This window comes from Xylophilus rhododendri (genome assembly GCF_009906855.1).
Taxonomy (GTDB): Bacteria; Pseudomonadota; Gammaproteobacteria; order Burkholderiales; family Burkholderiaceae_C; genus Xylophilus; species Xylophilus rhododendri.
This window is the reverse complement of the sequence record NZ_CP047650.1, coordinates 5458269-5475959: the sequence shown is the minus strand read 5'-3', so window position 1 is coordinate 5475959 and position 17691 is coordinate 5458269. Positions and strand designations below refer to the sequence as shown.

16 protein-coding genes and 2 pseudogenes are annotated in these 17691 nt (G+C 69.7%); 8 read left to right on the top strand and 10 right to left on the bottom strand.

Annotated elements, in window-relative coordinates:
* The first annotated feature begins 20 nt into the window (after positions 1-20).
* Entirely contained in the window at positions 21-1301 is a 1281-nt protein-coding gene (locus tag GT347_RS25285) for a voltage-gated chloride channel family protein (protein ID WP_160554819.1), read from the top strand.
* Here GT347_RS25285 and GT347_RS25280 read toward each other — a convergent pair.
* The 3 genes from GT347_RS25280 to GT347_RS25270 are packed head-to-tail and all read right to left on the bottom strand — an operon-like array spanning position 1268 to position 6876.
* Positions 1268-2683 (bottom strand): efflux transporter outer membrane subunit, encoded by a 1416-nt coding sequence (locus GT347_RS25280; RefSeq protein WP_160554818.1) that lies wholly within the window; start codon positions 2681-2683, stop codon positions 1268-1270. The two genes, GT347_RS25285 and GT347_RS25280, sit on opposite strands and share 34 nt — an antisense overlap.
* A gap of 5 nt (positions 2684-2688) precedes the next feature.
* The gene (locus tag GT347_RS25275) at positions 2689-5820 is read right to left on the bottom strand and encodes an efflux RND transporter permease subunit (protein ID WP_160554817.1); all 3132 of its coding nucleotides are present in this window, start codon (positions 5818-5820) and stop codon (positions 2689-2691) included.
* Between the two features lie 3 nt (positions 5821-5823).
* The gene (locus GT347_RS25270; protein WP_229722499.1) at positions 5824-6876 is read right to left on the bottom strand and encodes an efflux RND transporter periplasmic adaptor subunit; all 1053 of its coding nucleotides are present in this window, start codon (positions 6874-6876) and stop codon (positions 5824-5826) included.
* Between the two features lie 182 nt (positions 6877-7058).
* Between GT347_RS25270 and GT347_RS25265 the strand changes: the two genes are divergently transcribed.
* The 4 genes and pseudogenes from GT347_RS25265 to GT347_RS25250 all read left to right on the top strand — a co-directional run bounded on the left by GT347_RS25265 (position 7059) and on the right by GT347_RS25250 (position 10536).
* Positions 7059-7682, top strand: coding sequence for a TetR/AcrR family transcriptional regulator (locus GT347_RS25265; protein WP_229722498.1), 624 nt, complete (start codon positions 7059-7061; stop codon positions 7680-7682).
* Positions 7683-7730: 48 nt separating this feature from the next.
* Positions 7731-7850: pseudogene (locus GT347_RS25260) on the top strand (type II toxin-antitoxin system RelE/ParE family toxin); the annotation flags it as partial.
* A gap of 9 nt (positions 7851-7859) precedes the next feature.
* Complete coding sequence (locus tag GT347_RS25255; protein WP_160554816.1) at positions 7860-8174, top strand: HigA family addiction module antitoxin; 315 nt, start codon at positions 7860-7862, stop codon at positions 8172-8174.
* A gap of 139 nt (positions 8175-8313) precedes the next feature.
* Entirely contained in the window at positions 8314-10536 is a 2223-nt protein-coding gene (locus GT347_RS25250) for a hypothetical protein (RefSeq protein ID WP_160554815.1), read from the top strand.
* A 1-nt stretch (position 10537) separates the two neighbouring features.
* Here the strand turns inward: GT347_RS25250 and GT347_RS25245 are convergent, their stop codons facing one another.
* The 6 genes from GT347_RS25245 to GT347_RS25220 all read right to left on the bottom strand — a co-directional run bounded on the left by GT347_RS25245 (position 10538) and on the right by GT347_RS25220 (position 13916).
* Positions 10538-10741 (bottom strand): hypothetical protein, encoded by a 204-nt coding sequence (locus tag GT347_RS25245; protein WP_160554814.1) that lies wholly within the window; start codon positions 10739-10741, stop codon positions 10538-10540.
* Between the two features lie 83 nt (positions 10742-10824).
* Positions 10825-11466: an NrsF family protein gene (locus GT347_RS25240; RefSeq protein WP_160554813.1), complete on the bottom strand. Its 642-nt coding sequence runs from the start codon at positions 11464-11466 to the stop codon at positions 10825-10827.
* Entirely contained in the window at positions 11463-12038 is a 576-nt protein-coding gene (locus GT347_RS25235; RefSeq protein ID WP_160554812.1) for a sigma-70 family RNA polymerase sigma factor, read from the bottom strand. The genes GT347_RS25240 and GT347_RS25235 overlap by 4 nt, the downstream gene beginning before the upstream one ends.
* A gap of 91 nt (positions 12039-12129) precedes the next feature.
* Positions 12130-12405, bottom strand: a complete 276-nt coding sequence (locus tag GT347_RS25230; RefSeq protein ID WP_160554811.1) for a pentapeptide MXKDX repeat protein — start codon at positions 12403-12405, stop codon at positions 12130-12132.
* 93 nt (positions 12406-12498) lie between these two features.
* Positions 12499-13290, bottom strand: a complete 792-nt coding sequence (locus tag GT347_RS25225) for a molybdopterin-dependent oxidoreductase (RefSeq protein WP_160554810.1) — start codon at positions 13288-13290, stop codon at positions 12499-12501.
* Positions 13287-13916 (bottom strand): cytochrome b/b6 domain-containing protein, encoded by a 630-nt coding sequence (locus tag GT347_RS25220; protein WP_160554809.1) that lies wholly within the window; start codon positions 13914-13916, stop codon positions 13287-13289. The genes GT347_RS25225 and GT347_RS25220 overlap by 4 nt, the downstream gene beginning before the upstream one ends.
* 218 nt (positions 13917-14134) lie before the next feature.
* Here GT347_RS25220 and GT347_RS25215 point away from each other — a divergent pair, with 218 nt between their 5' ends.
* The 3 genes and pseudogenes from GT347_RS25215 to GT347_RS25205 all read left to right on the top strand — a co-directional run bounded on the left by GT347_RS25215 (position 14135) and on the right by GT347_RS25205 (position 17276).
* Positions 14135-15388 carry a putative Na+/H+ antiporter gene (locus tag GT347_RS25215; protein ID WP_160554808.1) on the top strand — a complete coding sequence of 418 codons (1254 nt, stop codon included), beginning with the start codon at positions 14135-14137 and terminating at the stop codon, positions 15386-15388.
* A gap of 49 nt (positions 15389-15437) precedes the next feature.
* A pseudogene (locus GT347_RS25210) lies at positions 15438-16798 on the top strand (LLM class flavin-dependent oxidoreductase).
* A 55-nt stretch (positions 16799-16853) separates the two neighbouring features.
* The gene (locus tag GT347_RS25205; protein WP_160554807.1) at positions 16854-17276 is read left to right on the top strand and encodes a surface-adhesin E family protein; all 423 of its coding nucleotides are present in this window, start codon (positions 16854-16856) and stop codon (positions 17274-17276) included.
* Positions 17277-17292: 16 nt separating this feature from the next.
* Here the strand turns inward: GT347_RS25205 and GT347_RS25200 are convergent, their stop codons facing one another.
* Positions 17293-17589, bottom strand: a complete 297-nt coding sequence (locus GT347_RS25200; protein WP_160554806.1) for a hypothetical protein — start codon at positions 17587-17589, stop codon at positions 17293-17295.
* Positions 17590-17691: the final 102 nt, after the last annotated feature.

Below are 17691 nucleotides of genomic sequence, written 5' to 3'. Positions count from 1 at the left end.
TGCGGCGAGAATGCCGCCCCATGCCCCGCCCACGCCTGACCGAGCCCCTGCAGCTCCTGACCTATCTCCTCAAATGGCTGCTGCTGGCCGGCCTGGTGGCGGTGCTGGCGGGATCGGCCTCGGCCTTCTTCCTCTTCTCGCTGGAGCGCGCCACCGCCCTGCGCGAGGCGCACCGCCCCATCGTCTGGCTGCTGCCGCTGGCCGGCTTCGCCGTCGGCTGGATCTACTACAAGCTCGGCAAGACGGTGGAGGCCGGCAACAACCTGCTGATCGACGAGATCCACGATCCCAAGGCCACCGTGCCGCTGCGCATGGTGCCGCTGGTGCTGGGCGGCACCCTGGTATCGCATCTCTTCGGCGCCTCGGTGGGCCGTGAAGGCACCGCCGTGCAGATGGGCGGCGCGCTGGCCGACCAGATCGCGCGCCTGCCCCGGCTGAAGCCGGAGGACCGGCGCATCCTGCTGATGGCCGGCATCAGCGCCGGTTTCGCCTCGGTTTTCGGCACGCCGCTGGCCGGCGCGCTGTTCGGGCTGGAGGTGCTGGCCATCGGCCGCATGCGCTACGACGCGCTGTTTCCCTGCCTGATCGCGGCGATTGCCGCCGACCAGGTCGGCTTGGCCTGGGGCGTGCACCACACGCATTACGCGGTGCTGGAAGTGGCGCCTATGGCCGTGCGCAGCGTGCTGGCGGTGGCATTGGCGGGTGTGCTCTTCGGCTTGGCGGGCCGACTCTTTGCCGTCTCCACCCACGCGTTGGGCGCGCGCATGCGCGGGTGGGTGGCCTATCCGCCGCTGCGGCCGCTGATCGGCGGGGTGGTGGTGGCCGCGGCCGTGTTCGCGCTCGATGGTTGGCGCTACATCGGCCTGGGCATTCCCACCATCGTCGAATCGCTGCAGCAGCCGCTGGCCTGGTACGACTGGCTGGGCAAGCTGCTGTTCACCGTGGTGTCGCTGGGCACCGGCTTCAAAGGGGGCGAGGTGACACCGCTGTTCTACATCGGCGCCACGCTGGGCAATGCGCTGGCGCCGTTGCTGCAACTGCCCTTCTCGATGCTGGCGGCCATCGGCTTCGTGGCCGTGTTCGCCGGCGCGGCCAACACGCCCATCGCCACCATCGTGATGGCGGTGGAGCTGTTCGGGCCGGCCATCGGCCCGCTGGCGGCGGTGGGCTGCATCGCCAGCTACCTGGCCTCGGGGCATGCGGGCATCTACCGGGCGCAGCGGGTGGAGCGGCGCAAGTTCGATGCGCCGGTGGCCGACCGGCCCGATCAGCCCGAAACGCCGCCGCCCAGCACGCGGTAGAGCGTCACCCGGTTGTCCAGCGCGGTCAGCCGGGTGGTGACCAGGGTGGTCTGCGCGGTGTAGAGCGTGCGCTGCGAATCCAGCGCGGTCAGGAAGGTATCCACGCCCTTCTGGTAGCGCGCGTCGGCCAGGCGGTAGCTGTCGGCCGCCGCATCCACCAGCGCCGTCTGCGCCGCCAACTGCTCGGCCATGGTGCCGCGCCGGGCCAATGCATCCGACACCTCCTGGAAGGCCGTCTGCACCGCCAGTTCGTAGCTCGACAGGTAGAGCGACTGCTGGGCCTGCGAATACGCCAGGCTCGCTCGATTGGCGCCGCCATCGAAGATCGGCACGCTGAGCGAGGGCGCCAGCGACCACACGGTTGCCGCTCCGCCGCTGAACAGCCCCGCCAGCGCTGCGCTGGCCACGCCGCCGCTGGCCGTCAGCGACAGCGAGGGAAAGAAGGCCGCCCGCGCCGCGCCGATATTGGCGTTGGCCGATTTCAGCTGGTGCTCGGCCTGCAGCACATCCGGCCGGCCCAGCAGCACCTGGGAGGACAGCCCCGCCGGCACATCGGCCAGCACCACGCCGTCGGTCGATGGCAGCTCGGCCGGCAGCAGCGCATCGGCAACAGGCGATCCGGCCAGCAGCTCCAGCGCATTGCGGTCCTGCGCGATCTGGGTGGTGGTGCTGGCCAGGTCGGCGCGTGCCTGCTGGTAGACGGTCTCGGCCTGGCGCACGTCGACCCGCGAAGTCACGCCGGCCTCCAGCCGTTTCTGGGTCAGCGCCATCGAGCGTTGGGCGCTTTCCAGCGTCTGCTGCGCGATGGCGAGCTTGCTGCGGTCGGCGCCGAGGGTGAGCCAGGCGCTGGTGGTCTCGGCGATCAGGCTGATGCGGGTGGCGCGGGAGACTTCCTCGGTGGCGAGATAGGTCTCCAGCGCCGCGTCCGACAGGCTGCGCACCTTGCCGAACAGGTCCAGCTCGTAGGAACTGACACTCACACCGGCATTGGTGCTCTGGGTGCGCACCGTCGCCAGCTCGCCGCCGTTGGTGCTGCTGGTCGCGCTGCGCGCCCTGGTGCCGCTGACACCCGCCGCCACCGTGGGCAGCAGCGCCGCCCGCTGCACCCGGTACTGGGCGCGGGCGGATTCGATGCTGGCCACGGTCTTGCGCAGGTCGCGGCTGTTGGCCAGGGCCTGGGCGATGACCTGGCGCAGGCGCTCGTCGAGCACGAAATCCTGCCAGGGGATGTCGGTCGCCCTGCCCTGCGTGGTCGGCGCATAGGCCGCGCCCACCGGCCAGGCCTGCGGCACCGGCGCGGCCGGCTGCCGGTAACTCGGCGCCAGCGAACTGCAGGCGCTCAGCAGCACGGCCAGGGATATCGGCAGAAGCCGGTTCTTCATCATCTTCATGGCTCCTGCCCCTCGACCTTGTTCTTCTTCGTCGTCCCGCCAAACAGCTTGCGCACCAGCACGAAGAACAGCGGCACGAAGAAGATCGCCAGCACCGTGGCCGTCAGCGTGCCGCCGACGATGCCGGTGCCGATCGAGATCCGGCTGTTGGCCCCCGCGCCGCTCGACAGCGCCAGCGGCGTCACGCCCGCGATGAAGGCCAGCGAGGTCATCAGGATGGGCCGCAGCCGCAGCCGCGCCCCTTCGATGGCCGACTCCACCAGCCCCTTGCCGCCGAGATACGCGGCTTCCGCGAACTCCACGATCAGGATGGCGTTCTTGGCCGACAGGCCCACCGTGGTCAGCAACGCCACCTGGAAGTACACATCGTTCTCCAGCCCGCGCAGCGTGGCCGCCAGCACCGCGCCGATCACGCCCAGCGGCACCACCAGCAGCACCGAGATCGGCACCGACCAGCTCTCGTACAGCGCGGCCAGGCAGAGGAAAACCACCAGGATGGAGATGGCGTAGAGCTTGGCCGTCTGCCCGCTGGCCAGCCGTTCCTGGTAAGAGAGCCCGCTCCAGGCGTAGCCGCTGCCCTGCGGCAGTTCGCCGGCCAACTTCTCCATCTCGTCCATCGCCTTGCCCGAGCTGACGCCCGAAGCCGCCGCGCCCTGGATGGTGTAGCTGGCCAGGCCGTTGTAGCGCGACAGGCTCTCCGGCCCATAGGTCCAGCGGGTGGTGGCGAAGGCCGAGAAGGGCGTCATCGCGTCCGAGTCGCCGCGCACCCGCCAATCGTTGATGTCCTCAGGCCGCGAGCGGAAAGGCGCGTCGGCCTGCATGTAGACCTTCTTCACCCGCGCGCGGTCGATGAAGTCGTTGACATAGGTGCCGGCCCAGGCGGAACTGAGCGTGGCATTGATGTCGGCCAGCGACAGGCCGAGCGAGAAGGCCTTGGCCTGGTCCACGTCCACGCTGAGCTGGGGGGTGTCGTCCAGCCCGCCGTTGCGGATCGCGCTCAGCTGGCCGTCCTGGCGCGAGGAGGCCAGGAGGCTGTCGCGCAGGGTCTTGAGTGTGTTGCGGTCGGTGCCGGCATTGGCCTGCAGCTGGAACTCGAAGCCGTTCGACTGCCCCAGGCCCTGGATGGCCGGCGGGTTGAGCGCGAAGATCTGCGCATCGCGCACCGAGGCCAGCGCGCCGGTGGCCCGGCCCGAGATGGTGTCGGCCCGGTTCTCCACGCCCTTGCGCGCCGACCAGTCCTTGAGTTCCACGAAGGCCATGCCCGCGTTCTGCCCGCTGCCGGCGAAGTTGAAGCCGGCGATGGTGAAGATGGCTTCGGTGTTGTCCTTCTCGCCCTGCAGGAACTGCTTTTCCACCGACTTGGCCACGTCCAGCGTGCGCGCCACCGAGGCGCCGACCGGCAGCGTGTACTGCACCATGGCCTCGCCCGTGTCTTCGGTGGGCAGGAAGCCAGAGGGCAGGCGCAGGAAGAGCACCGCCAGCGCCGCCACGATCACGCCGTAGAACAGCATCCAGCGCAGCGGCGTCTTCAGGATGCGGCTCACCCGGCCTTCGTAGCGGTGCAGCATGCGGTCGAAGTTGCGGTTGAACCAGGCCGCGAAACCCTTGCCGCCCGCGGCCTCGTCATGGTGCCTGAGCAGCGTGGCGCACAGGGCCGGCGTGAGTGTGAGTGCGATCAGCACCGACAGCGCCATCGAGGCCACGATGGTCACCGAGAACTGCTTGTAGATCACACCGGTCGAGCCGGCGAAGAAGGCCATCGGCAGGAACACCGCCGACAGCACCGTGGCGATGCCCACCAGCGCGCCGGTGATCTCGCCCATCGACTTGATGGTGGCCTCGCGCGGCGACAGGCCCTCCTCGCGCATCAGGCGCTCCACGTTCTCCACCACCACGATGGCGTCGTCCACCAGCAGGCCGATGGACAGCACCATGCCGAACATGGTGAGCGTGTTGATCGAATAGCCGAACACCGACAGCACACCGAAGGTGCCCAGCAGCACCACCGGCACCGCGATCGCCGGGATCAGCGTGGCGCGCCAGTTCTGCAGGAAGACGAACATCACCACGACCACCAGCGCGATCGCCTCGAACAGGGTCTTCACGACTTCCTCGATCGAGATGCGGATGAACTTGGTGCTGTCCTTGGGATAGGCCACCTGGTAGCCCGCCGGCATGCCGCGCTGCAGCTGCGAGATCACCGCCTTGACCCGCGTCGCGGTGGACAGCGCGTTGGCCCCCGGCGCCAGCTGCACCGCCACGCCCGAGGCCGGATGGCCGTTGAGCCGGGTCACGTTGTCGTAGCCCTCGCTGCCCAGCTCCACCCGGGCCACGTCGCGCAGCAGCACGGTGGCGCCGCTGCTGTCGTGCTTGACCACCACCTGCTCGAACTGCGCGGGTGTCTGCAGCTTGGACTGCGCCGTCACCGTGGCGTTGAGCTGCTGGCCCTCGACGGTCGGCATGGCGCCGATCTTGCCGGCCGAGACCTGGGTGTTCTGCGCCGTCAGCGCCGTCTGGATGTCCGAAGGCATCAGGCTGTAGGCCGCCAGCTTGTTGGGATCGAGCCAGATCCGCATCGCGTACTGCGAGCCGAAGACCTGCACCCCGCCCACGCCGTTGACGCGGGCCACCGGGTCCTGGATGTTGCTCACCAGGTAGTCGGCGATGTCGGTGGCGGTGGCCTTGTCGGTGCTGTCGTAGAGCGCGGCGATCATCAGGAAGTCGGTCTGCGACTTGGTGACCGTCACCCCCAGGGTCTGCACCGCCTGCGGCAGGCGGGTCAGGGCCTGCTGCACCTTGTTCTGCACCTGCACCTGGGCGGTGTCCGGGTTGGTGCCCTGCTGGAAGGTCACGCTGATGCTGGCGCTGCCGGCCGAGCTGCTGGTGGAGGAGAAGTACAACAGCCCGTCCAGCCCGGTGAGCTGCTGCTCCAGGATCTGGGTGACGCTGTTCTCCACCGTCTCGGCCGAAGCGCCGGTATAGGTGGCCGAGATGCGCACCGTGGGCGGCGCCACGTCGGGGTACTGCGCCACCGGCAGCGAGAAGATGGACAGCGCGCCGGCCAGCATCACCACGATGGCGATGACCCAGGCGAAGACCGGTCGGTTGACGAAGAAGCGGGCGAACATGGCTCAGCGCTCCGCTGCGGCAGCGGCCTTGGCGGCGGCGGCGCTGTCGGTCACCTCGACCGGCTTGACGGTATCGCCGGCCTTGGCCTTCTGGCTGCCCTGCACGATCAGCCGGTCGCCGGCCACCAGGCCGTCGGACACCAGCCACTGGTCGCCGATGGAGCGCTGGGTGGTCACCGAGGCGCTGCGCACCTTGTTGTCGCCGCCCACCACTAGGGCCGTCGCCTGGCCCTTGGGGTCGCGGCTGATGCCGGCCTGGGGCGCGAGGATGGCCTGCGGGTCCACCGCCTCGGCCAGCACGGCGCGTACATACATGCCGGGCAGCAGGGTGCCGTCGGGGTTGGGGAATTCAGCGCGCAGGGTGACCGAGCCGGTGGCTTCGTCCACCGCCACTTCGGTGAACTTGAGGCGGCCCTTGCGGGCGTAGGCCGAGCCGTCTTCGAGCTTGAGCTGCACCTCGGCGCTGCCGGCCTGGATGCCGTCGGCCGACAGCAGCCGGCGCAGGCGCAGCAAGGCGGCGCTGGACTGGGTCAGGTCCACATAGATCGGGTCCAGCGCGCGGATGGTGGCCAGGGCGGTGGTCTGGCTGGCGGTGACCAGGGCGCCGGGCGTGACGCTGGACTTGCCGATGCGGCCGCTGATGGGCGCGCGCACCTGGGTGTAGTCGAGGTTGATGCGGGCCGCGGCGGCGGCCGCCTTCTGGATGGCAACAGCGGCCAGCGCCTGCTGGTAGGCGGCATGGGCGTCGTCCGCATCCTGCTTCGCGACACCTTCGATCTTCAGCAGATCGGCATAACGCTCGTCCTTGAGCCGCGCCGCCGACACCGCCGCCTGCGCGTTGACCAGCGATGCCTGGGCCTGGTCGGCCGCCGCCTGGTAGCTGGCCGGGTCGATCTGGTAGAGCACCTGGCCGGCGCGCACCAGGGCGCCCTCCTCGAAGCGGCGCGCCTTGACGATGCCGTTGACCTGCGGCCGGACGTCGGAAGTCAGGGAGGCGGAGGTTCGGCCCGACAGCTCGGTGGTCAGCGCCACCGGCTGGGCCTTCAGGGTCGTCACGCCCACTTCGACCGGGCCGGGGCCGGCGGCTGGGCGGGTTTGCCGCAGCCGGCAATGGCGAAGCAGGCAACACTGGCGGCGATGGAGAAGAATCTCGGTGCGTTCATATCCATGGTTCTTGGGTGTGAACGTTCATTCTCACTTATGATTGACATTGTCCAAGTTTCGCTGCGGTAAAGACCGTGAAATCAGCTGACAAAACCCCCTCGCCTGCCCGGCCCTCCAAACCCGAACGTGACGAGCTGCGCCGCGTGCAGATCGTCGGCGCGGCGCGCAGCTGCGTGCTGCGCCACGGCTTCCACGCGGCCAGCATGGCGCAGATCGCCGAGGAAGCGCGCATGAGCGTGGGGCAGATCTACCGCTACTTCGCCAACAAGGAAGCCATCGTCCACGCCATCGTGGAGCGCATCGTGTCCGACCGCCTTGCCTGGATCGCCAGCACCGGCCGCCAGACCGACCTGCCGCGGGTGCTGGCCGGCCGCATGCTGTCCGACGAGGATGCCGAGGACCACGCCCTGCTGCTGGAAGTGACCGCCGAGGCCGCCCGCAACCCGGCCGTGGCGGAGATCGTGCGCCTGGCCGATCGCCGCCTGCATGCCCAGGCCGTGGCCACCGTGCGGCTGGACCATCCGCATCTCGATGCCGCCCAGGCCGCGGCGCGTGTCGAATTCATGGCTGTGCTCCACGAGGGCACGGCCTTTCGCCGCCTGACCGACCAGCCGGCCGATCCGGTGCTGCTGGCCGAGATCTACCGCGAAGTCATCGCCCGCCTGCTGCCCGGCCCGCTCCCGCCGAACGGTTCGTAGCGCGCGGCATCATCGGCGCGGCCGACAAAAACGGGGCAAGCGATCTTGCATGGACTCAATGGCAGCCTGGACGGCCACTATTCCGTCTGGGTCAATGCGAACTGGCGGCTGACGTTCGCTTTCGACGGCCAGGACACGATCCTGGTCGATTACCAGGACTACCACTAGGACACCACGATGTTCCATCCCTCCCACCCAGGCGAAACGCTTCGCGAAGATGTATTGCCCGCGTTGAACCTCACGGTGACCAGAGCAGCCGAACAGCTCGGCGTCAGCCGCGTGGCCCTCACCCGCGTGCTGCAGGGACAGGCGGGCATCTCGATCGAGCTGGCGCGGCGGCTGGAGCAATGGCTTCGCCATGCCGATGGCACCGGCCCGACGGCCGAGTCCTGGCTGCGCGCGCAGCTGCAGTACGACTTGTGGCAGGCCAACAGGACGCCGGCTCCGCATGTCGCGCCAGCCCCTGGCCTGGAAGCGTTGAGCAAAGCCTGAAACCCGGCGCGCGGAAGACTGGATCTCCTCCGCACCCGCCTTCGCGCAGCAACTCTTTTCTTCGCGCAGCCGCTTCTGATGCGAATCTGCGCCGTGGACGCTCGAGGTTCATCGCATCTGCAGAACCAGGCATCCACACATGATCCACTTCGCAAGCGCCGCTTCCATCCCCTCGGCCACGGCCACCGACACTGCCCTTCCCGCCCGAACCGATGCGCCGCCGCAGCCGGCATCGCCGCCCATCGTCCCGGACCAGCTGGGCACCGGCGCGGACCAGGCGGCCTTCCTGCAGCGCCCTTCCGGCCTGCTGCAGGAGCCGGTCGCCGACCTGCCGGGCGTGACAGCGGCATTGCGCCGGCAAGGCGAACTGCGCGCCATGCCGCCGCGCTACTTCGCCCTGCTCGATGCACTGCCGAAGGCCGACCTGCTCACGGCGGCCCTGGCGCTCGACACCCTGACCCTGCTGCCCGAGGTGCTGGCCCGCCTGCCCGCCAAGGACTTCACCCCGAGCACCGAGCAGATCGCCCGCGTGCTCGACTCGATCGGCGTGCGCGCGGCGCACCGGCCGCTGGTGCAGGCCCTGCACGATGCCGCCCAGGCCTTCTTGCAGGAAGACACGCCGGCCAGCCTGAAAACCCTCAAGCGCTATCTCGCCAAGCCGGGCTATACCGATGCCGTGCTGCAAGCCTTGCTCGATGCGGCGGGACTGCTGGGCGTCCAGCTCTCTTCCGAAGCGCTGTTCAAGCTCGGCAACGCGTCCTGCGGAACACACAAGCGCAACCTTTCTTTCCGCAAGGAACTGACCGGCGACCTGCAGGCCTGGCTGGACGGCTCCGGCCCGCAACCGGACTTCGCCCCATTCCTGGCACGGGCCGAGGCCATCGAGGCGGCGGAACAGCGCGAGGCCGAGGAAAGCAACGACCTGCAGGCCGCGGAAGAAGACCGCATCGCCCGCCTGCGCCCCGCGTATTTCGGCCTGCCGGTCCATGTCTACACCGACCCCAGGACCGAGGAGATCCACGGCCCCTCGCAGGCCCAGGTCGACAGCCTGCCGAGCGCACAGGAAGTGCAGGCCCTGGCCCGCACTCTGCACCCCGACCTCGCCGACCCGCTGCGCCACATGGCGCCGCTGAACCTGGTGCCGGAGATCCGCGTGCACCACCGCCAGGCATCCGAGGCGGAGCCGACGCGGCTGCAGACGGTCATCGTGATGTGTTTCCACGATGCCCGGCGCACCGCGCTGGAAAACGCGCTCTGCTTCGCCACCGCGCAGGCGCTGCTGCGCACCGGCCAGGACACGCGCTGCCGCGTCGATCCGCAGACGCTGACCATCGCCTACCAGCCCAGCGTGTACGGCAGCTCCAACGACCTGGCGTTCAAGCTGCTGGGCACCGACGAGGAGAACGCATTTGCCGACAACATGCTGTTCAACTTCCATGCCCGCCACAACAAGCAGGACTATTTCCTGCCCTCCTTCGTCGAAGAGAAATTCATCGACCATGCGGACGCCGGCAACCCCGCCCTGGTCAGCGGCCTGAGCCATCTGGCCGCCACCCGCTTTCGCACCAGGCAGGAGCCGGCAAGCGCCGAGTTCGGCCTGCGTTTCCAGCTGCCGCCGGCCGCCGACGAGCAGCACGGCGCGCAGCTGTCATCGACGCTGGGCGCATTGCTAGACGAATCGCGCGTCGCGCCCAACGGCCCCGGCCGATTCGCCCAGGCCGTGCTGGTGCGCCAGCCGGGATATCCCGGCGGCCCGGGAAGTTTTGTCGATGCGCAGGGCTGGCCGGCGATCCGCTGCCGGGCCGATGTCAGCCGCGAGGCGCTCGAAGCCACCCTGCGCGCGCTCGATCTGCAGCACCACTTCGAACTGCACCAGGATCCGCAGACATCGGCATGGACCGCCGTCACCATCGGCGTGCCCGCCGCGCCGGATGTGCGGCTCATCCAGCTGCCGCAGCGCCGCGACTACGTTCCCATGAGCCTGTGGCGCGGCCTGGCCGATGCGCTGGCCTGGGCCGACAGCGCCCAGGGCGATGCAGGCGCCACCAGCCCGGAACTGGCGCAGCTGCTGCGCACCGTGCGCGCCGCGCTGCCGCCGGTGGTGCAGGCCATCGAAGCGCATGCGGACGATTTCGAAGTCCTGCTGGCGGCGGTGCAGCCCCTGATCGAGCTGCGCCAGCAGGCGGAAAACCGGTTGCCCGGCTTCACCGCCGGCTCGCCGGAACAGGGGCTGCTCAGCCAGATCGCCACCCACACCCGGTTCACGCAAGCGGTGCAGGAGCGCGCCCGGCTGCTGGCCCGCGATGCCGAACCGGCCGAGCCGGCCCAACCGGCCGGGCCCATCGTCGAACTGGCCGACTGACTCAGGTCAGCCAGAGGCGCAGCGCCGCATCGCGTGCGGCCTGCAGCGTGGGATACAGGGTGTCGTCGTCGGTCAGGTCCGGAACATCGGGCTCGGCCACCACATCGATCTGCCAGCCGCTGTCGAAGCGGTGCAGCGTGGCCAGGGCGGCCCGCGCACCGTTGTGCAGTTCCACCGAGCGCTCTTCCAGGGGTACGACGTGCATGCGTGTCTCCTTTGATGAAGCGCCCATGGTGCGCCGCCGCGCGGCGCCTGCGCATCGTGGAAAACCTGGTTGCGGGTCAGCGCCTACCAACGCAGCAGGCGCGGCCCCAGCAGCGCGCCGGCGGCCACCGGCAGGGCCATGCCCAGCACATACCAGATGGCGATGAAGGGCGCGGCCAGCTCCGGGCAGTGCAAGGCATACACCGCCGCACCTAGCGCACCGGCCAGTGCGCCGGCGGCGGCGCCCGCCAGCGCAGGGCGCACCGGCGCCATGCCGCGCAGTGTCCAGATCGCCGCCAGGAACATCGGCAGCGACAGCACGGCGATGTTCTCGGCGCACACCCGCCAGGTGCGGCTCAGCATCAGCTGCGGCGCCTCGGCGGCCGGCGCCTGCCACAGCACCAGGCCGCCCAAGGCCCACAGGCCGGCGATCGGCAACGCCCAGGCGCTCCAGGCCGCGCGGCTCGAAATGCCCGGCCGGCCCAGCCGCGCCACCAGCGCCAGGCCGGCCGCGGCCATCAGCAGCGGCGTGCCGAATTTCACCCAGAACATCGGCAGGCGCAGATAGGCGCCCAGCACCGGGTTCGGCCCCAGCACCGCCGCCATCAGCAGCAGCGACACCGGCAGCGCCAGCAGCAGCCCGACGGCCAGCCGCCGCGCTGCCACATGGCGCCGCACCGGTAGGGTGTCGGCCGCCAGCAGCCCGATCAGGTCTTCGGTCTTCATGAGGATTCCTTGGCCCGCTTGCGCGGCAGGGCCGAGATGCGGGCCGACAGCGCCTTCAGCCCGCGATGGATGCCGATCTTCACCGCCGACTCCGACATGCCCGTCTGCCGCGCCACATCGGCCACCGAGCGGCCTTCGAGCTTGACCTGCTCGATCGGCAGGCGCTGGCGTTCGGGCAGCGTGGCCAGCAGCTGGCCCAGGTCGCGCCGGGCCTCGGCGGCATCGCTGTCGGTGCTGTCGAACAAGAGGGTCTCCATGTCGTCGATCGGGTCGTGCAGGTTCTCGCGCACCTGGCGGGCGCGCAGCAGGTCGATGGTCTTGTAGCGGGCGATGGCGAAGACCCAGGCGGTCACCGGCTGGTCGGCCCGGTAGGTGTGGCGCTGGTTGTGGATGGCCAGCAGGGTCTCCTGCACCAGATCTTCCACATCGTCCGGCCAGCCCGACAGGCGCCGCCGGTAGAAGGAGCGCAGCCGCAGGCCCAGCTGCTGCAGGAAGCGGCGGTAGGCCGCCGCGTCGCCTTCCAACCCGGCCAGCATCAGGCCGTGCAGGGTCTGCTCGGCCTGGAGGTGCATGGCGTCTTTTTCGGACAGCGGCGGTGTCATGGTGCGCGCAGGCTAGCGCGCTTTGGGCGGCGAGCCGGCAGAAAGGCCGGTTGCAGATGGATTACTTCTTCATCATGGCGTCGGGCTTGGCCATGTCGTCCTTCTTCATCTCGTCCTTCTTCATCTCGTCCTTCTTCATGGCGTCCTTGGACATGGCGTCCTTCTTCATGCCGTCTTTCTTCATCGCGTCCTTGGACATCGAATCCTTGGACATCGAATCCTTGGCCATCGAATCCTTGGCCATGCTGCCGCTCTTGCCCATCTCGTCGGCAGCCAGGGCGGAAAGGGAAGCTGCGGCCAGGCAGGCGGCGAACACGGCGGTGGAGATCTTGTTCATGCTGAAGTCCTTAGGGGGTGGATGGAGAAAAATGCGCCGGCGTCCGCAGCCGGACCCGGTCGCGCGTCCGCGGCGCGGAGCGGAGAAATCCGCTCAACTGCCGCCGAACCAGTTGTAGCCCTGGTCTTCCCAGTAGCCGCCTGGAAAGCTGTTGGTGACGTACAGGGCCGTGATGTGTTTGGGGTTCTTGTAGCCCAGCTTGGTGGGCATGCGCAGCTTCATCGGGAAGCCGTATTTGGGCGGCAGCGGCGCACCGTCGTAGCTCAGCGCCAGCAGGGTCTGCGGATGCAGCGCGGTCGCCATGTCGATGCTGGTGTGGTAGTCGTCCGCGCATTGGAAGCCGACGTATTTCGCCCCCAGGTCCGCACCCACGCGGCGCAGGAAATCGCCGAAGGGCACGCCGCCCCAGCGGCCGATGGCGCTCCAGCCTTCCACGCAGATATGGCGGGTGATCTGTTCCTGCTGCGCCATGGCGCGCAACTGCGCCAGCGTCCAGCGGCGCTTGTCGGCCACCAGGCCGGAAACCTCCAGCCGGTAGCCCGCCTCCTCGACCACCCGCACCTGGTCCTCGCCGTAATAGGCGTTGAAGGGGAAAGGCCGGGTGATCATGTCCTGGCTGTAGGTCGGCGCCAGCTGCCGGGGATCGAACAGCAGGCCCTGCACGCCGTCGTTGAAGCGAGAGATGCGCTGCAGCGCCGCTTCCACATCGGCATCGCCGTCGAGGGCGCAGCCGGTGAGCAGCGAGAGCCCGCCCAGCGTCAGCGAGCCGCGAAGGAAATGCCGGCGCGACGATGGGGACAGACGTTTCTCGATCAGCTTGCGGGCATCGATCAGCACCGCGTCGGCATCCACCTGGGTGGCAATGGGGCGTTTGAAGAAACTCATGCCGACTTCTCCTGCCCGCGCGCGCCCAGCATGGCCAGCAGGCTGCGCGGCACCAGCGCCACCATCGCCAGGTGCACCACGATGAAGGCCACCAGCATCGCCATGCCGGCGAAGTGGATGCGCCGGGCGAATTCGTAGCCGCCCAGCAGCTCGCGCAGCAAGGCGAACTGCACCGATTTCCACAGCACCAGGCCGGACAGCACGATCAGCGCCAGGTCCAGCATCACGAACAGATAGGCCAGCCGCTGCACGCTGTTGTAGTGGCGCGGATCGGCATGCGAGAGCCGGCCGCGCAGCGCCGCCAGCGCATCGCGCAGCACCCCGGCGGCGGTCAAGGGAAAGAACTTGCGCGCCAGCCGGCCGGTGCCGATGTTCATGCCCAGGTAGAACAGGCCGTTGGCCACCAGCAGCCACATCGCCGCGAAATGCCATTGCAGGGCGCCGCCCAGCCAGCCGCCCAGGGTCAAGCCGGCGGGGATGCTGAAACCCAGGAAGGGCGAGGCGTCGTAGATGCGCCAGCCGCTGGCCACCAGCAGCAGCACGGCTGCGGCATTGAGCCAATGGCTGATGCGCATCCACAGGGGATGGATGGGCGGCAGTGGCGCATCAAACACGGCTTGGGACATGGGGCTTCTTCTCCTGCGGCCCACCATCGGGTCGCCATGGAAGTTCGTGCCAGGCCCGCTGCGGGTTACAGGCGCTGAAAATTTATTTGCGATCCGCGCCGCCGGCAGGGCCGCGGCGGGCCGATAGAATCCGCCGCCTCAAGAGGTGTCGGCCGGAACATTCCGGCGGGCAGGTGTCAGCGATGGTCGGGCCGCCACGCGGTCCGCACACGCCAGCCATGACACCGAACGCGCCCTTCCTGGACATCCTCGCCGCCCTGCTTTTCGCGGCCGCCCTCCTCCACGGCTTTGCCGCTCCCCGGCTGCTGCGCCTGTCGCTGCGCTTTCCCCGCCATGCCGGCCTGTGGCGGCTGATCGGTCAGATCGAGATCGCCTTCGCGCTCTGGGCGCTGGTGCTGCTGCTGGCCATTGCCCTGGTCGCCGGGCCCGCGCCGGCCCTGGCCCATGCCGGGTCCTACCGCTATACCGAGCCGCTGTTCGTCTTCGTGGTGATGGTGATCGCCGCCTCGCGGCCGGTGCTGCAGGCGGTGCTGGGCGCCATCGATGCGCTGGCCGGCGCCCTACCCGCGCGGCAGGCGGTGGCGCGGGTCTGGCTGGGCCTGGCGGCCGTGCCGATGCTCGGCTCGCTGATCACCGGGCCGGCTGCGATGACGATCGCGGCGCTGACGCTGGCGCCGCTGGTCTTCCGGCCCGACATGCCGGAGCGCCTCAAGTACCTCGCGCTCGGCGTGCTCTTCGTCAATGTCTCGCTGGGCGGCATGCTCACCACGCTGGCGCCGCCGGCCAGGCTGGCCGCCGCGGCGGGCACATGGGACGAGGGCTTGCGCCTGGCGAGCTTCGGCTGGCGGGCCGTGCTGGCGATGCTGGCCAACGCCACGCTGGCCGCCTGGGCGCTGCGCGCACACCTGCGGACGCCGCGCGAGCCAGCGGCCCTGCGCGAGGTTCCGCTGCCGCTGATGCTGGCCCACCTCGCCTTCCTGGCGGCCACCGTGCTGCTCTGCCGGCAGGCCCCGGCCTTCCTGGCGGTGTTTCTGCTCTACCTCGGTTTCACCCGGGCCAGCCGGCGCCACCAGGACCCGCCCCTGCTGCGCCAGGCCCTGCTGGCCGCGCTGTTCGTCGCCGGGCTGATCGTGCTGGGCGCCGGCCAGCAGTGGTGGCTGCAGCCGGCCCTCTCGGCTTTGTCGCCGCGCCTGCTCTTCTTCGGCGCCGCGGCCCTGAGCAGCCTTGCCGACAACACCACCCTGGCCTGCCTGGCCGCGCTGGTCGCCGGCATTTCCGAAGAGGCCCGCCACAGCCTGCTGACCGGCACCCTCGCCGGCGGCGGCCTCACCGTTTTCGCCAACGGCCCCAACCCCGGCGGCGTGGCCCTGCTGCGCCATGGCTTCGCCCGGGCATCGGTGGGCGCGCCGCGCCTGCTGCTGGGCGCGGCCCTGCCCACGCTGGTGGCGCTGGCCGCCCTCGGGCTCGTGTAGCACCAAGCCGATAGCCGAGCAGCGGCAAGGAGAACATCAGCCACCCACAATGGCCGATGTCCGCATCCCACCCAGGAGCAACGTCCCCGTGACCCGCGACCGCCAACTCCATCTCGGCGCCTTCATGCGCCCCGTCAGCATCCACACCGGCGCCTGGCGTTATCCCGGCGCCTTCGCCGATGCCAACTTCAACTTCGCCCACCTCAAGCGTTTCGCGCAGACGCTGGAGCGCGCGAAGTTCGACGCCTTCTTCATGGCCGACCACCTGGCCCTGCTCAACATGCCGATGGCGGCCCTGCAGCGCAGCCACACCGCCACCTCCTTCGAGCCCTTCACCCTGCTGTCGGCGCTGAGCCAGGCGACCGAACGCATCGGCCTGGTCGCTACCGCCTCCACCACCTTCGACGCGCCCTTCCACATCGCCCGCCGCTTCGCCTCGCTGGACCACATCAGCGGCGGCCGGGCCGGCTGGAACATCGTCACCACCTCCAACCCCGACGCCGCCCGCAACTTCGGCATGGACGAGCACATGGAGCACGACGAGCGCTACGACCGCGCCCGCGAGTTCTACGACGTGGTCACCGGCCTGTGGGACAGCTGGGCCGACGACGCCTTCGTGCGCGACCCGGAAAGCGGCATCTTCTTCGACCCCTCCCGCCTGCACACTCTGGACCACCGCGGCCACTACCTGTCGGTGCGCGGCCCGCTGCACATCGCCCGGCCGCCCCAGGGCTGGCCGGTGATCGTGCAGGCCGGCGCATCCGACGCCGGCCGCCAGCTCGCCGCCGAGACGGCCGAGGTGATCTTCGCCGCCCACGGCAACCTGGCCGAGGCCCAGGCCTTCTATGCCGACATCCAGCAGCGCCTGGCCGCCGCCGGCCGCGCGCCGGGCTCGCTGAAGATCCTGCCCGCCGCCTTCGTGGTGGTGGGCGACACCCTGGAAGAGGCGCGCGCCATCCGCGCCCGGCTCGACAGCCTGGTGCACTACGAAAGCGCCATCGCCTCGCTCTCGATCGCGCTCGGCCACGACGCCTCCGGCTTCGACCCCGACGGCCCCTGCCCGACATCCCGCCCACCAACGCCAGCCGCAGCAGCCGCGAACGCGCCATCGCCCTGGCCGCGCGCGAAGGCCTCACCGTGCGCCAGCTCGCCCAGCGCATGGGCGGCTACGGCGGCATGGCCTTCGTCGGCACCGCGCAAAGCATCGCCGACGAGATGGAGGAATGGCTGGAGACCCGCGGCAGCGACGGCTTCAACGTAATGTTCCCCTGGCTGCCCGGCGGCCTCGACGCCTTCGTCGACAAGGTGGTGCCGGAGCTGCAGCGGCGCGGCCTGTTCCGCACCGAATACCAGGGCACCACCCTGCGCGACCACCTGGGCCTGGCGCGGCCGGCCAACCGCTTCTTCTGAGGCCGGCACGGGGGCTCGGCGCCGGTGGGCGTGGCGCGGCGCGCTAACATGGGCGATGTCCGCGCGTATCCTGGCCTTTTTGCTTCTCTTCGGTTCGTGCGGCCTGGCGCAGGCCGTCGAATGGTTCACCCTGATCGGCGACAAGAACGATCCGGCGGTGGACACGGCGCAGCTCGACAGCTCCACCCTCGTGCGCAAGGGCGACCGGCTGATGCTGCGCTTCCGGGTGAACCTGGCCCAGGCGCGCAAGCTCGACGGTGGCGAGGTCTACCAGTCCTATGTCTCCCACATCACCGTGGACTGCGCCAGCCAGTCGGTTTTTCACGACAGCCAGGAGCGTTTTCCAGAACCGTTCTGGCAAGGCGAGAGCCGCACCGAGACCTTCGTTCAGCCAAAGCCCATGGCTTTCGGCGGCCTCTCGCCCGATCCCAAGCGCCGCATCCTCAACGCCGCCTGCGGGCCGCGTTCGCGGCACTGAGGGGCGGCGGGCCGGCTCAGGTCGCCACGAAGATGCGCCAGAGCAGCCAGGCGATGACGGTCGATGCCACCAGGCTGGAAACCGTCACGGCCCAGCGCAGGTGGCGGGAGTCGGGCCAGGCCTGGGTTTCCAGGTCGTAGGGCGTCATCTGGTCCTCCGGCGGCAGCCAGGTGCGCTGGAACAGCGAATCGCCGAAGGCTTCCTCGCGTTTCTTGCGCACTTCGGCGGTCCGGCGGCGGCGCGCCTGGATCGGTCGCCACAGCGGTGCATTGCGCTGGCGGACGTAATGGCTGCGCGAAGGAAGAGCGTTCATCGGGGCCCCTGTCGTGAAGCCGCCAGTATCGGCACTCTCCTGCCGCGCGACGGGCAGAGGCCATGCGTTTTGCGCGGTTGGGCTCCCGTCAGGTTTCACGCG

Excerpts from the sequence above, each read along its gene's own strand:
- GT347_RS25285 (WP_160554819.1), top strand. The coding sequence starts at position 21 with ATGCCCCGCCCACGCCTGACCGAGCCCCTGCAGCTCCTGACCTATCTC.
- GT347_RS25280 (WP_160554818.1), bottom strand. The coding sequence starts at position 2,683 with ATGAAGAACCGGCTTCTGCCGATATCCCTGGCCGTGCTGCTGAGCGCC.
- GT347_RS25275 (WP_160554817.1), bottom strand. The coding sequence starts at position 5,820 with ATGTTCGCCCGCTTCTTCGTCAACCGACCGGTCTTCGCCTGGGTCATC.
- GT347_RS25255 (WP_160554816.1), top strand. The coding sequence starts at position 7,860 with ATGTTCCATCCCTCCCACCCAGGCGAAACGCTTCGCGAAGATGTATTG.
- GT347_RS25250 (WP_160554815.1), top strand. The coding sequence starts at position 8,314 with ATGATCCACTTCGCAAGCGCCGCTTCCATCCCCTCGGCCACGGCCACC.
- GT347_RS25245 (WP_160554814.1), bottom strand. The coding sequence starts at position 10,741 with ATGCACGTCGTACCCCTGGAAGAGCGCTCGGTGGAACTGCACAACGGT.
- GT347_RS25240 (WP_160554813.1), bottom strand. The coding sequence starts at position 11,466 with ATGAAGACCGAAGACCTGATCGGGCTGCTGGCGGCCGACACCCTACCG.
- GT347_RS25235 (WP_160554812.1), bottom strand. The coding sequence starts at position 12,038 with ATGCACCTCCAGGCCGAGCAGACCCTGCACGGCCTGATGCTGGCCGGG.
- GT347_RS25230 (WP_160554811.1), bottom strand. The coding sequence starts at position 12,405 with ATGAACAAGATCTCCACCGCCGTGTTCGCCGCCTGCCTGGCCGCAGCT.
- GT347_RS25225 (WP_160554810.1), bottom strand. The coding sequence starts at position 13,290 with ATGAGTTTCTTCAAACGCCCCATTGCCACCCAGGTGGATGCCGACGCG.
- GT347_RS25220 (WP_160554809.1), bottom strand. The coding sequence starts at position 13,916 with ATGTCCCAAGCCGTGTTTGATGCGCCACTGCCGCCCATCCATCCCCTG.
- GT347_RS25215 (WP_160554808.1), top strand. The coding sequence starts at position 14,135 with ATGACACCGAACGCGCCCTTCCTGGACATCCTCGCCGCCCTGCTTTTC.
- GT347_RS25205 (WP_160554807.1), top strand. The coding sequence starts at position 16,854 with ATGTCCGCGCGTATCCTGGCCTTTTTGCTTCTCTTCGGTTCGTGCGGC.
- GT347_RS25200 (WP_160554806.1), bottom strand. The coding sequence starts at position 17,589 with ATGAACGCTCTTCCTTCGCGCAGCCATTACGTCCGCCAGCGCAATGCA.